16 protein-coding genes are annotated in these 14,386 nt (G+C 69.1%); 7 read left to right on the top strand and 9 right to left on the bottom strand.

Annotated features, from left to right (window positions below; genetic code table 11):
- Positions 1 to 7: 7 nt before the first annotated feature.
- Positions 8 to 1,177, bottom strand: a complete 1,170-nt coding sequence (locus tag VF522_RS06300) for a hypothetical protein (protein ID WP_330907380.1) — start codon at positions 1,175 to 1,177, stop codon at positions 8 to 10.
- Positions 1,178 to 1,333: 156 nt separating this feature from the next.
- Here VF522_RS06300 and VF522_RS06295 point away from each other — a divergent pair, with 156 nt between their 5' ends.
- Together VF522_RS06295 and VF522_RS06290 are read left to right on the top strand one after the other, a co-directional pair.
- The gene (locus tag VF522_RS06295; protein ID WP_330907379.1) at positions 1,334 to 1,888 is read left to right on the top strand and encodes a hypothetical protein; all 555 of its coding nucleotides are present in this window, start codon (positions 1,334 to 1,336) and stop codon (positions 1,886 to 1,888) included.
- Positions 1,889 to 1,891: 3 nt separating this feature from the next.
- The gene (locus VF522_RS06290) at positions 1,892 to 2,257 is read left to right on the top strand and encodes a hypothetical protein (protein WP_330907378.1); all 366 of its coding nucleotides are present in this window, start codon (positions 1,892 to 1,894) and stop codon (positions 2,255 to 2,257) included.
- 27 nt (positions 2,258 to 2,284) lie between these two features.
- Here VF522_RS06290 and VF522_RS06285 read toward each other — a convergent pair whose 3' ends face one another.
- Complete coding sequence (locus VF522_RS06285; protein WP_330907377.1) at positions 2,285 to 2,839, bottom strand: septal ring lytic transglycosylase RlpA family protein; 555 nt, start codon at positions 2,837 to 2,839, stop codon at positions 2,285 to 2,287.
- Between the two features lie 131 nt (positions 2,840 to 2,970).
- Here VF522_RS06285 and VF522_RS06280 point away from each other — a divergent pair, with 131 nt between their 5' ends.
- Positions 2,971 to 3,258 (top strand): hypothetical protein, encoded by a 288-nt coding sequence (locus VF522_RS06280; protein ID WP_330907376.1) that lies wholly within the window; start codon positions 2,971 to 2,973, stop codon positions 3,256 to 3,258.
- Positions 3,259 to 3,332: 74 nt separating this feature from the next.
- On the opposite strand, the gene VF522_RS06275 is transcribed toward VF522_RS06280, so the two are convergent.
- The 7 genes from VF522_RS06275 to hutC all read right to left on the bottom strand — a co-directional run bounded on the left by VF522_RS06275 (position 3,333) and on the right by hutC (position 9,087).
- Positions 3,333 to 3,827, bottom strand: coding sequence for an RES family NAD+ phosphorylase (locus VF522_RS06275; RefSeq protein ID WP_330907375.1), 495 nt, complete (start codon positions 3,825 to 3,827; stop codon positions 3,333 to 3,335).
- Positions 3,824 to 4,312 carry a type II toxin-antitoxin system Xre/ParS family antitoxin gene (gene parS, locus VF522_RS06270; RefSeq protein ID WP_330907374.1) on the bottom strand — a complete coding sequence of 163 codons (489 nt, stop codon included), beginning with the start codon at positions 4,310 to 4,312 and terminating at the stop codon, positions 3,824 to 3,826. The genes VF522_RS06275 and parS overlap by 4 nt, the downstream gene beginning before the upstream one ends.
- A 121-nt stretch (positions 4,313 to 4,433) precedes the next feature.
- Positions 4,434 to 5,831, bottom strand: coding sequence for a formimidoylglutamate deiminase (locus VF522_RS06265; protein WP_330907373.1), 1,398 nt, complete (start codon positions 5,829 to 5,831; stop codon positions 4,434 to 4,436).
- Complete coding sequence (hutG, locus tag VF522_RS06260) at positions 5,824 to 6,621, bottom strand: N-formylglutamate deformylase (RefSeq protein WP_330907372.1); 798 nt, start codon at positions 6,619 to 6,621, stop codon at positions 5,824 to 5,826. Before hutG ends, VF522_RS06265 begins: the two co-directional genes overlap by 8 nt.
- The gene (gene hutI / locus VF522_RS06255; RefSeq protein WP_330907371.1) at positions 6,618 to 7,829 is read right to left on the bottom strand and encodes an imidazolonepropionase; all 1,212 of its coding nucleotides are present in this window, start codon (positions 7,827 to 7,829) and stop codon (positions 6,618 to 6,620) included. Before hutI ends, hutG begins: the two co-directional genes overlap by 4 nt.
- On the bottom strand, positions 7,826 to 8,380 hold the full coding sequence (locus VF522_RS06250) for a HutD family protein (protein ID WP_330907370.1): 555 nt from the start codon (positions 8,378 to 8,380) through the stop codon (positions 7,826 to 7,828). The genes hutI and VF522_RS06250 overlap by 4 nt, the downstream gene beginning before the upstream one ends.
- The gene (gene hutC / locus VF522_RS06245) at positions 8,377 to 9,087 is read right to left on the bottom strand and encodes a histidine utilization repressor (protein WP_330907369.1); all 711 of its coding nucleotides are present in this window, start codon (positions 9,085 to 9,087) and stop codon (positions 8,377 to 8,379) included. The genes VF522_RS06250 and hutC overlap by 4 nt, the downstream gene beginning before the upstream one ends.
- Positions 9,088 to 9,197: 110 nt before the next feature.
- Between hutC and hutU the strand changes: the two genes are divergently transcribed.
- The 4 genes from hutU to VF522_RS06225 all read left to right on the top strand — a co-directional run bounded on the left by hutU (position 9,198) and on the right by VF522_RS06225 (position 14,308).
- Positions 9,198 to 10,901 (top strand): urocanate hydratase, encoded by a 1,704-nt coding sequence (gene hutU, locus VF522_RS06240; RefSeq protein WP_330907368.1) that lies wholly within the window; start codon positions 9,198 to 9,200, stop codon positions 10,899 to 10,901.
- 2 nt (positions 10,902 to 10,903) lie between these two features.
- Positions 10,904 to 12,457, top strand: a complete 1,554-nt coding sequence (gene hutH, locus VF522_RS06235) for a histidine ammonia-lyase (RefSeq protein WP_414709462.1) — start codon at positions 10,904 to 10,906, stop codon at positions 12,455 to 12,457.
- A gap of 43 nt (positions 12,458 to 12,500) precedes the next feature.
- Positions 12,501 to 13,445, top strand: coding sequence for an ABC transporter substrate-binding protein (locus VF522_RS06230; RefSeq protein ID WP_330907366.1), 945 nt, complete (start codon positions 12,501 to 12,503; stop codon positions 13,443 to 13,445).
- 86 nt (positions 13,446 to 13,531) lie between these two features.
- Positions 13,532 to 14,308 (top strand): ABC transporter permease, encoded by a 777-nt coding sequence (locus VF522_RS06225; protein WP_330907365.1) that lies wholly within the window; start codon positions 13,532 to 13,534, stop codon positions 14,306 to 14,308.
- The last annotated feature ends 78 nt before the right edge of the window (positions 14,309 to 14,386 follow it).

Raw genomic sequence — 14,386 nt, 5'->3', positions numbered from 1 at the left:
CCACAGGTCACGCGCCGGATTTAGGGCGGCCTGCCAATCCGGTGAATGAATCACTCAATTTGCCGCCGAAGAACCCCGGACGGTCCAGCAGTCGCAGCGCGAGGCGTTGCACGGCCTGCGCGTCGCCGGCGGTGCCGGCGAGCAGCGCCCGCGCGTAACGCGCGGTCAGGTTGTTCGCGTCCAACCGGTCGGCGGCCTCCAGGTGGTGCTCTGCCTGCGCCACCTGCCCGTCGAGGGCGAGCAGCATGCCGACGGCCCCATGGCTTTCGGCGAAATTGCGATCGAGCGCCAGGGCGTGCTGGAATGCCTCCAGCGCCTGCGCGCGCCCGCCCTGCAGGAGTCGCGCCCAGCCCAGGGCATGCCAGGTTCCGATGTGGGCCGGCATGTACTGCACGGCGGTTTCGAGCTGCTTCTGGGCCAGCGGCAAATCGCGCGCTTGCAGGCTTGCGAGACCGAGCACGGACCAGGTACGGCCATCGCTGCGATTCAGCTCCAGCGACCGTTGCAACAAGCCGCGGGCATGTTCGGTGTGTCCTTCCGCCAGGGCCACGTAGGCCGCGGTCACCAGTCCCTCGGGGACGGGCCGGTCCGCCCGGAGCGAGGCCTCCGACCAGTGCTTCGCACGCTCGAAGTCGCTCGCATCGAGAGCGACGAGACTGGCGACCCCCAGCGCCGGCGGAGCCAAGCTTCCCGCTGCATGCCGGCGCTGCGCCCAATCGAGGGCATCGTCGACCCGTTGCAGACGGTGCGATGCGCGCAGCCACAACACCTGCAGGGCGGCATCGGAATCCGCCGGGGTCTCCTCGCCGTCGATCCATGGCTGCAGCAGCGCGCGGCAGGCCGCGAAATCACCCTGGAGCAAGCGGACGTAGGCGAGATCGTGGGCGAGCACAGGCGAATCCCCCAAGGCCCCCTGCAGCGCCTCGAGCAGCTCCGCGGCGCGCTGCAGGTCACGCAGTGCAATGCACAGCCGCGCGCGCCGGAACTGCCAGGCGGGTTGGGCCAGGTGCTCTTCCTCGGCGAGCCTGGCGAGCTGTGCCGCGGAATCCCAGGCGCCGCTCGACAGGGCCTCGTCGAACGCATCCGCCAGCAGCAAGCCGTTGTGCGGATCGTCCTGGAGGTAACGCTGGAGGCGGCCCAGCCGGGTCTCGGCAGTGGGCGTGGCGGCGTTCTTCATGGCGAAGCAGAGGCTAGCGCTGCGCAGGGCGCCTGCGCAGACCTCCTGTTCACCGTCTTTTCAGCGCTTTTTTCACATTGCCAGGCGGGCCTGCCTTCGCGCAAAGTTGCGCAGCGCCCGCGCTAAACAATTCCCGCATCCTCCGGATGTATTCCGATGACCCCCAACCCCTTCGAACAACTGCTCCAGGAAGGCCTGGCCGCCAGCCGCTCCGACCAGACCGAAGCGGCCCTGGCGCTGTTCGCACGCGCCAGCGAGGCGGATCCGGCCTCCGGCTTGCCGCACTTCCTGATCGGCTCCGAACAGGCGAGCGCGGGCAACTTCCAGGCCGCGGAGCTGTCCTTCGCCTGCGCCGTCCTGCTCGCGCCCGCCTTCACCCTGGCCCGCTACCAGCTCGGACTGTTGCAATTCAGCTCGCAGCGCGCGCCGCTGGCCCTGCTCACCTGGCAGCCGCTGTTCCAACTGCCGGAAGAAGACGCCCTGCACCACTTCGTCCACGGCTTCGCGGCGCTGGCGCAGGATGCCTTCGACGAAGCGCTGCAGCACTTCCGCAGCGGCCTGGCCTGCCAGCCCGCCAACCCGGCGCTCTGTGCCGACATCCTGCAGGTGATCGATGCGATCGAGCGGCTGGGCCGTCCGCAGCCGTCTTCACCGAATGAGGGCCTCGCCGACCACGTCCTCCTCTCCGCCTATGCACGCGGAGTGCATTGAGCCGTGACGAGCATCGATCCCCGTCGAGGCATCGACGCACTATTGCGCGATCAGCTGGGGCGCCTGCGCGAGCGCGGGCGTGCGACGAAGTCCGGCGACATCCACGCTCGCAGCCAGGACGCGCAGGCCAACGAGCTGCTGTCCACGCGGCTGGCAGCGCTCGATCCGGCCGATCCGGACCGCAAGCAGAAAGCGGTGCTTCTCTTTCTCGAATCCGAACTGGCCCGCGAATTCGGCCCCGCGATCCTCAACGATCCCGCGTTCTCCGGCATGCTCGATGCCATCCACGGCCAGATGCGCGCGGACGCACAGGTGGGCCAGGCCATGGAAAGCCTCGGGGACTGGCTGGTCAGCGGCAAGCTGCCGTGAAGCACGGGCCGCCTGCAGCCACGAGCATCAAAGCTCGATGAGGACCACCGGCGCTTCGCCGGCCTGCAGCATTTCGATCTCCGCGGCCGCTGCCTTGCTCAGGTCGATGATGCGGTCCCGCACGTGCGGGCCGCGGTCGTTGATGCGCACCACCACCTCGCGTCCGTTCTGCACATTGCGCACGAGGACGCGCGTGCCGAACGCCAGCGTGCGGTGCGCCGCCGTCAGCGCGTTCATGTCGAAGCGCTCGCCGCTGGCCGTGCGCTTACCGTGAAAGCCCGGCCCGTACCAGGAAGCCTTGCCGCGTCCGAGTTCCGCGCTCGGCGCCTTCCAAGATGCCGGCGCCTCCGGTTCCGGACGGGTGAGGTTCGGCCGCGTGGAGCATGCCGCCAGCACGGCCGCCAGCGCCACCGCCATGCAGCCGGATCGCAGCAGGCGCGCCGGATGCGTCAGGCGCACCATGCCACCTTGCGACGGATACAGGAAGCAACGAGAGTGTTCACGGCAGCATTGTAGGAAAGCCGCGGCTCCGTCCCTCGGCCGCACGTCCTTGCGCGTGCCCGCGCGGAGGATGCGCAACACGCCGCATGAATGGCAACAGAGTGCTCGCCTTCCTGCTGGCCCGGTGTGTCCCACACGAAAGGTCGACATCAGCGGCTCGCGGCCGCCCATCGCTGCCCTTACCTTCGATGCACCTCAGACAAGGAGCATTCATGAACAAGCGCACCACCGCCCTTTCCATCGCCGCGATCCTGGCCGCCTCGAGCGTGGCCGTGTACGCCCAGAGCTACAGCGGATCCAGCGACCCGAAGGGCGTCCCCGGCGTGGAAATGAACGTCGGCAAGAACGCCAACGACGGCGGCCTGCCCGGCGTGGAGATGAACGTCGGCCGCGATGGCGACCAGAAGAACATCGACACGAAGACCTCGGGCGCCGGCACCGACAAGACCACGATGGACGGAAAGTCCACCATGCGTCCGATGCGCAAGGATCGCGGCTGACGTTGCGATCGGGTGCCGCATCCCGGCACGACCGGGAGCGGTGCCCCAGGAGGCCGGCCCGCGGCCTTTTCCCCTCACGAGTGCAGCCCGAACAGCCGCGGGTCGTACGACCATTTCCGCAGCTTCCTGGCCGTCATGCCTCGGCAGAGCGGATGCCCAGGGTTGATCAACACGTTCCGTTCTTCCGGCACGATCACGGACGGAACCACGAGCACGGGGCTGTCGCCGGCCGAGAGCCAGGCGTCACCGAGATCCAGCGAGACCTTGCCTTCCGGCAAGGCATCCCAGCCGACGGGCAGGGATGGAGCCGTGTGTTCGGTGCGCGCCGACCAAGCCGCCGCGGGCAGGTCGATCCGTACCAGGTAGCGGTTCATCGGCAGCGACCCCAGCTTCGAATGGACCACCGTCTCCAGGCACGCCAGCGCCGCACTCGATGACGTGTAGAGGACTGCGTGACCTTTGCGGTTCCACCGCCCGCCGGTGGCCTTGGCTCCGGCGCCAGTGAGGTCGTCCGCCGTGTACTCCGGGGCGTCGACCGCGATGCGCCACAGCGTGAAGCCGCCGCTCACGCGTACGCGCCGCTTTGCGCCCGGGCCAGCACGTTGGAGACGATCGATTGGCCTTCGGCCGTGTCCATCAATTCGCCAGGCTTTCGGCCGCCGAGTGCCGGCAAGGGCTCTTCGAGCCAGCGCGCCACCCATTGCGCGGCGCTGAAGCCTGCAAGGTTCCCCGATTCCTTGACCATCGCCTCGACCTGGCCCACCAGGCGGGCGATGCCCAGCACGCGCTCGCTCTCGTCCTTGGACAGCGGCTTCGACTCGCTCTTCCTGCGGTTGAAGGTCGCCGTCGACAGGCCCAGCGTGGGCAACAGCCATTCCTTGGACCTGCCCATCTCCGCCGCGATCTCGTCGACGAAGGCCGCGGGAATGCCGCTCTTGATCGCCTCCACGCGGGAGATCGGATCCGCGTGGAAATAGACGGTGAAGGACTTTGCCTTTCCCGCCTTGGGCGGCTCGAAGCGGAGCACCTCGTACCGCGTGCGGGGCTCGGCCACTCCAGGCCGGCGCGAGGGGGCAGCACTCGAGGCCGGGTTACGCCTCGCGCCGGGGGACTTGCTTGCTCGTGCGACCATCTCTTTCCCTCGCGGATCCGCTCATATGAGTATTGATCCTAGCTCATTTGATGGAAACGTGCATCCTCCCATGACTGAGCCAGAGCGCATGCATGGCCTTGACGAATTGCGCCGCCTCCACAGTGAGAGAGGGGCTTGCGCCGCCGACAGCCATTGCACCGCACCCCGCATCCGGCGAAGAAAACACCAGCGCGTCGAGCAAATGCGATGAGGGCACCCCCGCCAGCGCGTACGCCGTCGTGTCCACCACGCTGAAGTCCGCACGCTGACCTGCGGCCAGCCCCGCGAGCGGCAATCCCGCCGCCGCGCTCCCGCCCGCGAGGGCCCGCTCGAACAGCACGCCCGCCGTGCTCTCCTGGCCCGCCGCCCGCGCGGAAACGTTGCGCTGCCGCAGCGCGAAGCGTTGCGAGTATTCCAGCAGCCGCAATTCCTCGGTCCAGCGGCGCGTAACGTGGCTGTCCGAGCCGATGGACCAGGCGCCGCGCAGCGCCAGCCAGTGCGGCAGGTCGAACACGCCGTCGCCCAGGTTCGCTTCCGTGCTGGGGCACAGCACGATGGAAGCGCCGGTGCGCTGCAGCGCGTCCATCTCCTCGCGCGAGGCGTGCGTGGCATGCACCAGGTTCCAGCGGGCATCCAGCTTCGCGTTCTGCAGCAGCCATTCGATCGGTCGCTGCCCATGTTCGCGAAGGCAGTCGTCCACTTCCTGTTGCTGCTCGGAGATGTGGATGTGCACCGGCATGCCGGCCGCGTGCGCCGCCTGCGCCGCTTCTTGCAGGGCGCCCGGGTCCACCGCGCGCAGCGAGTGCAGCGCGATGCCGGCCGTGAGCGTGCCGTCGGCGGGCGCGAGCTTGCGCACGGCTTCCGCGATGCGCAGCACCGATGCGGGCGTGGAGGCGAAGCGGCGCTGGTCCTCGCGCAAGCCCTTCGCACCGAAGCCGGACCGCATGTAGAGCGTCGGCAGCAGCGTCAGTCCGATGCCCGCAGCCTGCGCCGCGCGCACCAGCGCCAGCGACATCTCCAGCGGGTCCGCATAGGGCTTGCCGTCCACGTCGTTGTGCAGGTAGTGGAACTCGCAGACGTGTGTGTAGCCGGCTTGCAGCAGCTCCGCGTAGAGGAAGGTGGCGATCGCCTCCAGCTGCTCGGGCGTGATGCGCAGCGCCGCGGCATACATGCGGTCGCGCCAGCTCCAGAAGTCTTCGCGGCCCTGCGCGCTGCGTTCGGTGAGTCCGGCAATGGCGCGCTGGAAGGCGTGGCTGTGGCCGTTCACGAGGCCGGGCAGCGCCGGGCCGGCCAGCGCCTGCGCGTCTTGCCGCTCCTGCGCCGTGCAGCCGGCGCGCACCTCGCTCCAGCGGCCGTCGTCGCCGGCCACCAGCAGGACGTCGCGCGCCCAGGCGCCGTTCACCCAGGCGAGCGGCGCGAACCAGCGGCGGCCTTCACGCATACAGCTTGCGGCAGGCGCCGAACGCGGCCTCGACCATCGCGCGCACCACCGGCTGGATCTCGGCGGCGCGCTCCGGCTCGTAGTTCCAGGGCGGCGCCTCGCGCATGTAAAGGACCTGGCACATCTCCAGCTGCACCGCGTGCACGTGCTCCGCGGGCCGGCCGTACTGGCGGGTGATGTAGCCGCCCTTGAAGCGGCCGTTCAGCACGTGGGTGAAGCGCGGGTCTTGCGCGGCGGCGTGCTTGACCGCCTCGCCGATCGAAGGATGCGCGCTCGCGCCGCCGGCGGTGCCGATGTTCAGGTCCGGCAGGCGGCCTTCGAACAGCCAGGGGATCTCGGCGCGGATGCTGTGCGCGTCCCACAGCAGCGCGTAGCCATGCTGCGCCTTCAGCCGCGCGAGCTCGGCCTGCAAGGCCTGATGGTAGGGCGCCCAGTAGGTTTCGCGCCGCTGCGCTCGCTCGTCGGCGGCCGGTGCGCCGCCCTCGGCGTAGAGCGCATCGCCGCTGAAGAAGCGCGTGGGGCACAGCTCGGTGTTGGACGCGCCGGGATACATCGGCGCGTCGTCCGGCGGGCGATTGAGGTCGATCACGTAGCGCGAGACCGTGGGTTGCAGCACGCTGGCCCCGAGCTCCTGCGCGAAGGCATAGAGGCGGTCGAGATGCCAGTCGGCGTCTTCCACTTCCAGCGCGCGCGGCACGTAGCGGCCGCGCAGCGCCTGCGGGATCTCAGTGCCCATGTGCGGGATGCTCACGAGCAGCGGCACGCTGCCTTGTTGCAGCTTGAAGTTCATCGGATCTGTCCTTCGACGTAGGTGGCGCGGCAGGGATTGGCTCCCAGCGCATAACTCAGTTCGGCCGGGCTCTGCACATCCCACAGCACGAAGTCGGCGCGGCGGCCCGCGGCCAGCACGCCGCGGTCGGCGAGGCCCAGCGCGCGGGCGGCGTTGCGGGTGGCGCCGGCGAGCGCCTCTTCCGGCGTCAGGCTGAACAGCGTGCAGGCCATGTTCAGCATCAGCAGCAGCGAGGTGCACGGTGACGTGCCCGGGTTGCAATCGGTGGAGACGGCCATGGGCACGCCGTGCTGGCGCAGCAGGGCGATGGGCGGCAGGCGCGTCTCGCGCAGGAAATAGAAGGCGCCGGGCAGCAGCACCGCCACGCTGCCGGCCTGCGCCATGGCGCGGGCGCCGGATTCACCCAGCCACTCCAGGTGGTCGCAGCTGAGCGCGCCATAGGAGGCGGCGAGCTCGGCGCCGGCGCTGTCGCTCAGTTGTTCGGCGTGCAGCTTCACCGGCAGGCCGAGCGCGCGCGCTTCGTCGAACACTGCGCGCGTCTGCTGCGGGCTGAAGCCGATGGTTTCGCAAAAGGCGTCGACGGCATCGGCCAGGCCCGCGCGGTGCAGCTCGCGCATCATGCGCCGCACTTCGGCGATGTAGTCGTCGGCCCGTCCCTTGAATTCGGGCGGCAGCGCATGGGCACCGAGGAAGGTGGTGCGCACCGCTACGTGCTCCAGCACACCGAGCTGCCGCGCGACGCGCAGGCATTTGGCCTCGGCCTCCAGCTCCAGTCCGTAACCGGACTTGATCTCGAGGGTGGTGACGCCTTCGGCCAGCAGTTCGCGCAGGCGGCGGCGCGATTGCGCGAGAAGTTCGTCTTCGGAGGCCTCGCGCGTCGCCTTCACAGTGGAGACGATGCCGCCGCCGGCGCGCGCGATCTCCTCGTAGCTGGCGCCGTTCAGGCGCGCCTCGAACTCGCGCGCGCGGTCGCCGCCGTAGACCAGGTGCGTGTGGCAGTCGATGAGGCCAGGCGTGACCAGGGCGCCCTCGGCATCGTGTTCGCTGGCGGCGCTGTGCAGCGCCGGCGGGAGGTCGGTCCTGGGGCCGACCCAGGCGATGCGGCCGTCTTCGACGGCAAGCGCGCCGTCCTCGACCAGGCCGTAGGGCACGCCGGCGTTCGCCGCCATCGTGGCGATGCGCGCATTCGTCCAGACCTGCGTGTTCATGTGCGGACCTCCATCCAGAGCGCGTCGGTGCCGGTCACGGCGATCTCCGCTGCGGTCGAAGACAGGCACCAGGCGAGATGACGTGCAGGAACTTCCATGATCGCGCCGCCGGACTGCACGCGTGCGGGTGTGTCGTGCGCATGGAGCGCGAGCAGGGCGAAAGCCGGCGATCGGATTTCCAGCGCGCCCTCCACGCGCTGCATGCGCGCGGCACCGGGCGGCGCCATCAGGTTCAGGTCGCGCGTCGGGCCTGCCACCAGCTGGCATTCGACCGCCGCGTCGCCGTCGAACCGCAGCGGCGCTCCTCCACGCGTGACGCGATGCGGCGCACCATCGATATCGAGCAGCACGCCTTCGCCGGCCAGCACCGCGAACCAGCGCTCGATGCCCGCGAAGCGCGAGAACGGACCCGCCTCCTCGACGTCCGCCACCGAGATGCGCACGCGCCAGTCGGATGCGGACGGCCACGTCAGCAGCTCGCGCGTGACACCACCGCCGTTGCGCCAGGGTTGCGGCACCGCGTGATCCAGCGCGACGAGCTGCCAGTTCATGCCTGGAACTGCCCGTTGAAGCTGTAGCGCGTGCCCGGATAGATCTGGCGCGCGATGCTCGCCACGTTGGCGCCGCTCACGGTGCGCCGCATCATCGCGAGGCAAGGCTCGCTGGCGCGGATGTCCAGCGCTTTCGCTTCCTCCGCGCTCGGCAGGCAGGCCTCGATGCTGTAGCTGGCTTCGGTGAGCGGTGCGTGCTGCAGCAGGTGCAGCGTGGGCGAGGTGCTGCCGAAATCGGTGTCGAGGTAACCGGGCGCCGCCTGCGGATTGACGTAGCGGTCCTCGTACTGGATCGGCACGCCGTTCTCCAGGTGCACCAGCACCGTATGGAACACCCGCGCGCCCTTGCGCAGGCCCAGCGCCTCGGCCACTTCCGAACCGGCTTTCTCCTGCGCGACCGTGATCACGCGCGTGCTGTGCACGTGGCCGCGCTCCGCCACTTCCTCGTGGATGTCGCGGATGACGAGCTGCGAGGAGATGCGATGCAACTCGGCCACGCGGGTGCCGGACCCCTGCACGCGCGTGACCAGCCCTTCCGTGGCCAGCTCGCGCAGGGCACGGTTGGCCGTCATGCGGCTGATCGCGAATCGCTCCATCAGGGAGGCCTCGCTCGGCACCACGTCGCCCGGCTTCCATTCGCCGCTCGCGATGTGCTGCCGGATCCAGCCCTTCACCTGCTCGTATGCCGGCCGTTCGTCTTTTGCCATGGGGCGCGAGCATACCCCAGTTGACACAGCTTGTATAGACAACTATGCTCCCGCCGAAATCGAGCTTGTATAGACAACTCACGCCCGCCCACCCCGAACCGGAACCCCGCATGTCCGACCTTTCGCAAGCATCCTTCCTCGCCGCCGGGCCGCGCCCGGTGCGCGCGCCGCAAGGCAAGCAGCTCAGCTGCGCCAACTGGCAGATCGAGGCCGCCTACCGCATGATCCAGAACAACCTGGATCCGGCCGTGGCCGAGCGGCCCGACGACCTCGTCGTCTACGGCGGCATCGGCAAGGCCGCGCGCAACTGGCCGGCCTTCGAGGCCATCCTGGCCACGCTGAAGAAACTGCGGGCCGACGAGACGCTGCTCGTCCAGTCGGGCAAGCCGGTCGGCGTGTTCCGCACCCACGCCGGCGCGCCGCGCGTGCTGATCGCCAATTCGAATCTCGTGCCGCGCTGGGCCACGTGGGAACACTTCAACGAGCTCGACCGCAAGGGCCTGATGATGTACGGCCAGATGACGGCCGGCAGCTGGATCTACATCGGCACCCAGGGCATCGTGCAGGGCACCTACGAGACCTTCGCCGAGGCCGGCCGCCAGCATTACGACGGCGATCTTGCCGGGCGCTGGGTGCTCACCGCGGGCCTCGGCGGCATGGGCGGCGCGCAGCCGCTCGCGGCCACCTTCGCCGGCGCCTGTTCGCTCAACATCGAGTGCCAGCAATCGCGCATCGACTTCCGCCTGCGCACGAAGTATCTCGACAAGCAGGCGAAGGATCTCGACGAGGCGCTGGAAATGATCCGGCATCACACCGCCCGCAAGGAAGCCGTGTCGATCGGCCTGTGCGGCAACGCCGCGGAGATCGTGCCGGAACTGGTGAAGCGCGCGCGCTCCGGCGGCCCGCGGCCCGACATCGTCACCGACCAGACCTCGGCGCACGACATCATCAACGGCTACCTGCCGATCGGCTGGACGGTCGAACAATGGCAGGCCGCGCAGAAGGATGCTTCTCAGCACGATCGCCTGAAGCAGGCCGCGGGCGAGTCCTGCGCCGCGCACGTGCGGGCGATGCTCGCCTTCCACGCGATGGGCGTGCCCACCGTCGACTACGGCAACAACCTGCGGCAGGTGGCGCAGGACTTCGGCGTGCAGGACGCCTTCGCCTATCCCGGCTTCGTGCCGGCGTACATCCGCCCGCTGTTCTGCCGCGGCACCGGGCCCTTCCGCTGGGTCGCGCTGTCCGGCGATCCGGAAGACATCCGCAAGACCGACGCGAAGATGAAGGAGCTGTTCTCGCACGACAAGCACCTGCACCGCTGGCTCGACATGGCCGGCGAGCGCATCAGCTTCCAGGGCCTGCCGGCGCGCATCTGCTGGATCGGCCTGGGCGAGCGGCACGTCGCCGGCCTCGCCTTCAACGAGATGGTGAAGAGCGGCGAGCTGAAGGCGCCGATCGTGATCGGCCGCGACCACCTCGACAGCGGCTCGGTCGCTTCGCCCAACCGGGAGACGGAAGCGATGCAGGACGGCAGCGACGCGGTGAGCGACTGGCCGCTGCTGAACGCGCTGCTCAATACCGCGAGCGGCGCTTCCTGGGTCAGCTTCCACCACGGCGGCGGCGTCGGCATGGGCTACTCGCAGCATTCCGGCGTGGTGATCGTCTGCGACGGCACGGCGGAAGCGGCGGCGAAGCTCGAACGCGTGCTGTGGAACGACCCGGCCACCGGCGTGATGCGCCATGCGGATGCCGGCTACGACATCGCCAGGCAGTGCGCGCGCGAGCACGGCCTCAACCTGCCCATGATCGGATGAACGTGGCGGAACAAGAGTTGCTCCATCCCGGCGAGATCACCCTCGCCCAGTTGCGGCGCCTGTGCGGCCGCGACGAACTCGCGGTCGCCCTCGATCCGTCCTCGCGCGCGGCAATCCGCGCCAGCGCGGAACTGGTGCGGCGCGCCACCGAGGGCGACGCACCGGTGTACGGCGTCAACACCGGCTTCGGCAAGCTGGCGACGCAGCGCATCGCGCGCGAAGACCTCGCGCTGCTGCAGTTGAAGCTGCTGCGCTCGCATGCGGTCGGCGTCGGCGATCCGTTGCCCGCCCGCGTGGTGAAGCTGGTCCTGCTGCTGAAAGCGGCAAGCCTGGCGCGCGGCTTTTCCGGAGTGCGCGAGGAAGTCGTCGACGGCCTGCTCGCGCTCTACAACCGGGGCGTGGTGCCGGTGATCCCGAGCCAGGGCTCGGTCGGCGCGTCGGGCGATCTCGCGCCGCTCGCCCACCTGTGCCTGCCCCTGATCGGCGAAGGCGAGGCTGTCCACGAAGGCGTGCGCATGCCCGGCGGCCAGGCGCTGGAGCGCGCGGGACTGCGCGCGCTGCAGCTGGGCGCCAAGGAGGGCCTGGCGCTGATCAACGGCACGCAGGTGTCCACCGCGCTGGCGCTCGACGCCCTGCTCGGCGTCGACAAGCTGTTCGAAGCCGCGGCGATCACCGGCGCGCTCACGCTCGACGCCGCGCGCGGCAGCGACGCCCCCTTCGATCCGCGCATCCACGCGGTGCGTGGCCAGCCGGGACAGATCGACTGCGCCGCTGCCTATCGCGCCCTGATGGTCGGCAGCGACATCCGCCGATCGCACCTCGAAGGCGACGACCGCGTGCAGGACCCCTACTGCCTGCGCTGCCAGCCGCAGGTGATGGGCGCCTGCCTGGACCAGATGCGCTATGCCACGCAGGTGCTGATGCGCGAGGCGAACGCGGTGACCGACAACCCGCTGGTGTTCGCAGAGGGCGGGCACATGGTGTCGGGCGGCAACTTCCATGCGGAGCCGGTGGCGCTCGCGGCCGACGCACTGGCGGTGGCCATCGCGGAGATCGGCGCGATCTCCGAACGGCGCGTGGCGATGCTGGTGGACACGGTGGTGTCGCGCCTGCCGCCTTTCCTCACGCCGGAGCCGGGCCTCAACTCCGGCTTCATGATCGTGCACGTCACGGCCGCCGCGCTCGCCTCCGAGAACAAGTCGCTCGCCCATCCGGCGAGCGTCGACAGCCTGCCCACCTCCGCCAACCAGGAGGATCACGTGAGCATGGCGACCTTCGCGGCGCGCCGCCTGCAGCCCATGCTGAAGAACACGGCGCACATCGTCGCCATCGAGCTGCTCGCGGCGGCGCAGGGCATCGAGTTCCTGCGGCCGCTCACCAGTTCGCCCGCGCTCGAGGGCGTGATGCGCCTGGTGCGCAGCGTTTCGCCCGCGATGATGTCCGACCGCAGCCTGGCGCGCGACATCGAGGCGATGCACCACCTGGTGGCGGCCGGCGACATCGGCCACGCCACCGAGCAGCACATCGCGGAACTCCATGCCTTGCGGCTGGCGTGATCCGCACATGAAACCCGATCCCCCTTCCCCACCGGAGCCACTCATGAAAAAGCTCTTCACCCTCACGCTGCTGGCGCTCGGCATCGCGAGCGCGCACGCGCAGGAAACCAAAGTCGCCGTCGGCCTCTCGGGCTGGACCGGCTTCGCGCCGCTCACGCTGGCCAAGGAAGCCGGCATCTTCAGGAAGAACGGCCTCGACGTCACGCTGAAGAAGATCCCGCAGAAAGACCGTCACCTCGCCATCGCTTCCGGTGACGTGCAGTGTGCCGCGACCACCGTCGAAACGTGGATCGTGTGGAACGCCAACGGCGTCGCCACCACGCAGATCTTCCAGCTGGACAAATCCTTCGGCGCCGACGGCATGGTGGTCAAGGGCAACGTCCAGAAGATCGCCGACCTGAAGGGCAAGACGATTGCCGCCAGCGCGCCCGGCACCGCGCCCTACTTCACCATGGCCTGGATGCTCAAGAAGAACGGCCTCACGCCCAAGGACGTGAGAATCGTCAACCTCGAGCCGCAGGCCGCCGCCAACGCGATCATCGCCGGCACCGCCGATCTCGACGCGGCGATGACGTACGAGCCCTATCTCTCCGCCGTGCGGGCCAAGCCGGAGGCCGGCAAGATCATCGCGACGACGCTCGACTACCCGATGGTGATGGACACCTTCGGCTGCACGCCGAAGTTCCTGGCCGACAACCCGCGCGCCGCCAAGGCGCTGGCCGACAGCTACTTCGAAGCGTTGGAGATGATCCAGCGCGAACCGGCAAGGAGCTTCGGGATCATGGCCGCCGACGTGAAGCAGAGCGCCGAGCAGTTCGAGGCGAGCCAGAAGTACCTGCGCTGGCAGGACCGCGCGGCCAACCAGAAATTCTTCGCCGGCGAACACGCGGCGTTCAGCAAGGAAGCGGCGGAGCTGCTGCTGGAGGCGGGGATCATCCGGCAGATCCCCGATCTGGCGAAGCTGGCGGACACGCGCTTCATCAAATAGCGTCGTCCCCGCGCAGGCGGGGATCCAGGGCTTCCGCTTTTGAATGCCCTGGATTCCCGCCTCCGCGGGAATGACGGAGGAGCAACATGAAACCTCTCGTCCCCGTCGCACCCGGAACGCGCGCGCTGCTCGGCGTCTCGTTCTTCGTGCTGTTCTTCCTCGTCTGGGCCGCCGCCACCTTCGGCGGCCTGGTGAGCAAGACCTTCCTGGCCGACCCGCTCACCATGGTGCATTCGGGTTGGACGCTGCTCACGCAGCATGGCTTCATCGGCGACATCGGCATGACCGTGTGGCGCGTGGTCGGCGGCTTCCTGATCGCCGCCGTCCTCGCCGTGCCGCTCGGCGTGCTGATGGGCGCGTACAAGCCGGTGGAGGCGTTCTTCGAACCCTTCGTGAGCTTCGCGCGCTACCTGCCCGCTTCCGCCTTCATCCCGCTGCTGATCCTCTGGGCCGGCATCGGCGAGGCGCAGAAGCTCGCGGTGATCTTCATCGGCTCCTTCTTCCAGCTGGTGCTGATGATCGCGGTGAGCGTGGGCAACACGCGGCGCGATCTCGTGGAAGCCGCGTACACGCTGGGCGCGCTGGACCGCGGCGTCGTCACGCGCGTGCTGCTGCCTTCCAGCGCGCCCGAGGTCGCCGAGACGCTGCGCATGGTGCTGGGCTGGGCCTGGACCTACGTGATCGTCGCCGAACTGATCGGCGCCTCCAGCGGCATCGGCCACATGATCACCGACAGCCAGGCGCTGCTGGCCACCGACCAGATCATCTTCGGCATCATCGTGATCGGCCTCATCGGGCTGGTGACGGACTTCGCCTTCAAGGCATTCAACCGGAAGCTTTTCCCATGGGCGCAATTGCGATGAAGATGCCTGAAGTTGTCATCCCGGGCTTGACCCGGGATCCATGGATTGCGGGTCAAGCCCGCAATGACAAGTCGGGGG

Origin of the sequence: Ramlibacter sp. (genome assembly GCF_036383835.1) — a bacterium.
GTDB lineage: Bacteria > Pseudomonadota > Gammaproteobacteria > Burkholderiales > Burkholderiaceae_C > Ramlibacter.
The sequence above is the reverse complement of the archived record's forward strand: the minus strand, read 5'-3'. Positions and strand labels throughout refer to the sequence as shown.

Coding starts and splice junctions, on each gene's coding strand:
- hutC (WP_330907369.1), bottom strand. CDS start 9,087: ATGGCAAAAGACGAACGGCCGGCATACGAGCAGGTGAAGGGCTGGATC.
- VF522_RS06265 (WP_330907373.1), bottom strand. CDS start 5,831: ATGCGTGAAGGCCGCCGCTGGTTCGCGCCGCTCGCCTGGGTGAACGGC.
- hutU (WP_330907368.1), top strand. CDS start 9,198: ATGTCCGACCTTTCGCAAGCATCCTTCCTCGCCGCCGGGCCGCGCCCG.
- hutG (WP_330907372.1), bottom strand. CDS start 6,621: ATGAACTTCAAGCTGCAACAAGGCAGCGTGCCGCTGCTCGTGAGCATC.
- VF522_RS06300 (WP_330907380.1), bottom strand. CDS start 1,177: ATGAAGAACGCCGCCACGCCCACTGCCGAGACCCGGCTGGGCCGCCTC.
- VF522_RS06280 (WP_330907376.1), top strand. CDS start 2,971: ATGAACAAGCGCACCACCGCCCTTTCCATCGCCGCGATCCTGGCCGCC.
- VF522_RS06225 (WP_330907365.1), top strand. CDS start 13,532: ATGAAACCTCTCGTCCCCGTCGCACCCGGAACGCGCGCGCTGCTCGGC.
- VF522_RS06230 (WP_330907366.1), top strand. CDS start 12,501: ATGAAAAAGCTCTTCACCCTCACGCTGCTGGCGCTCGGCATCGCGAGC.
- VF522_RS06250 (WP_330907370.1), bottom strand. CDS start 8,380: ATGAACTGGCAGCTCGTCGCGCTGGATCACGCGGTGCCGCAACCCTGG.
- VF522_RS06295 (WP_330907379.1), top strand. CDS start 1,334: ATGACCCCCAACCCCTTCGAACAACTGCTCCAGGAAGGCCTGGCCGCC.
- hutI (WP_330907371.1), bottom strand. CDS start 7,829: ATGAACACGCAGGTCTGGACGAATGCGCGCATCGCCACGATGGCGGCG.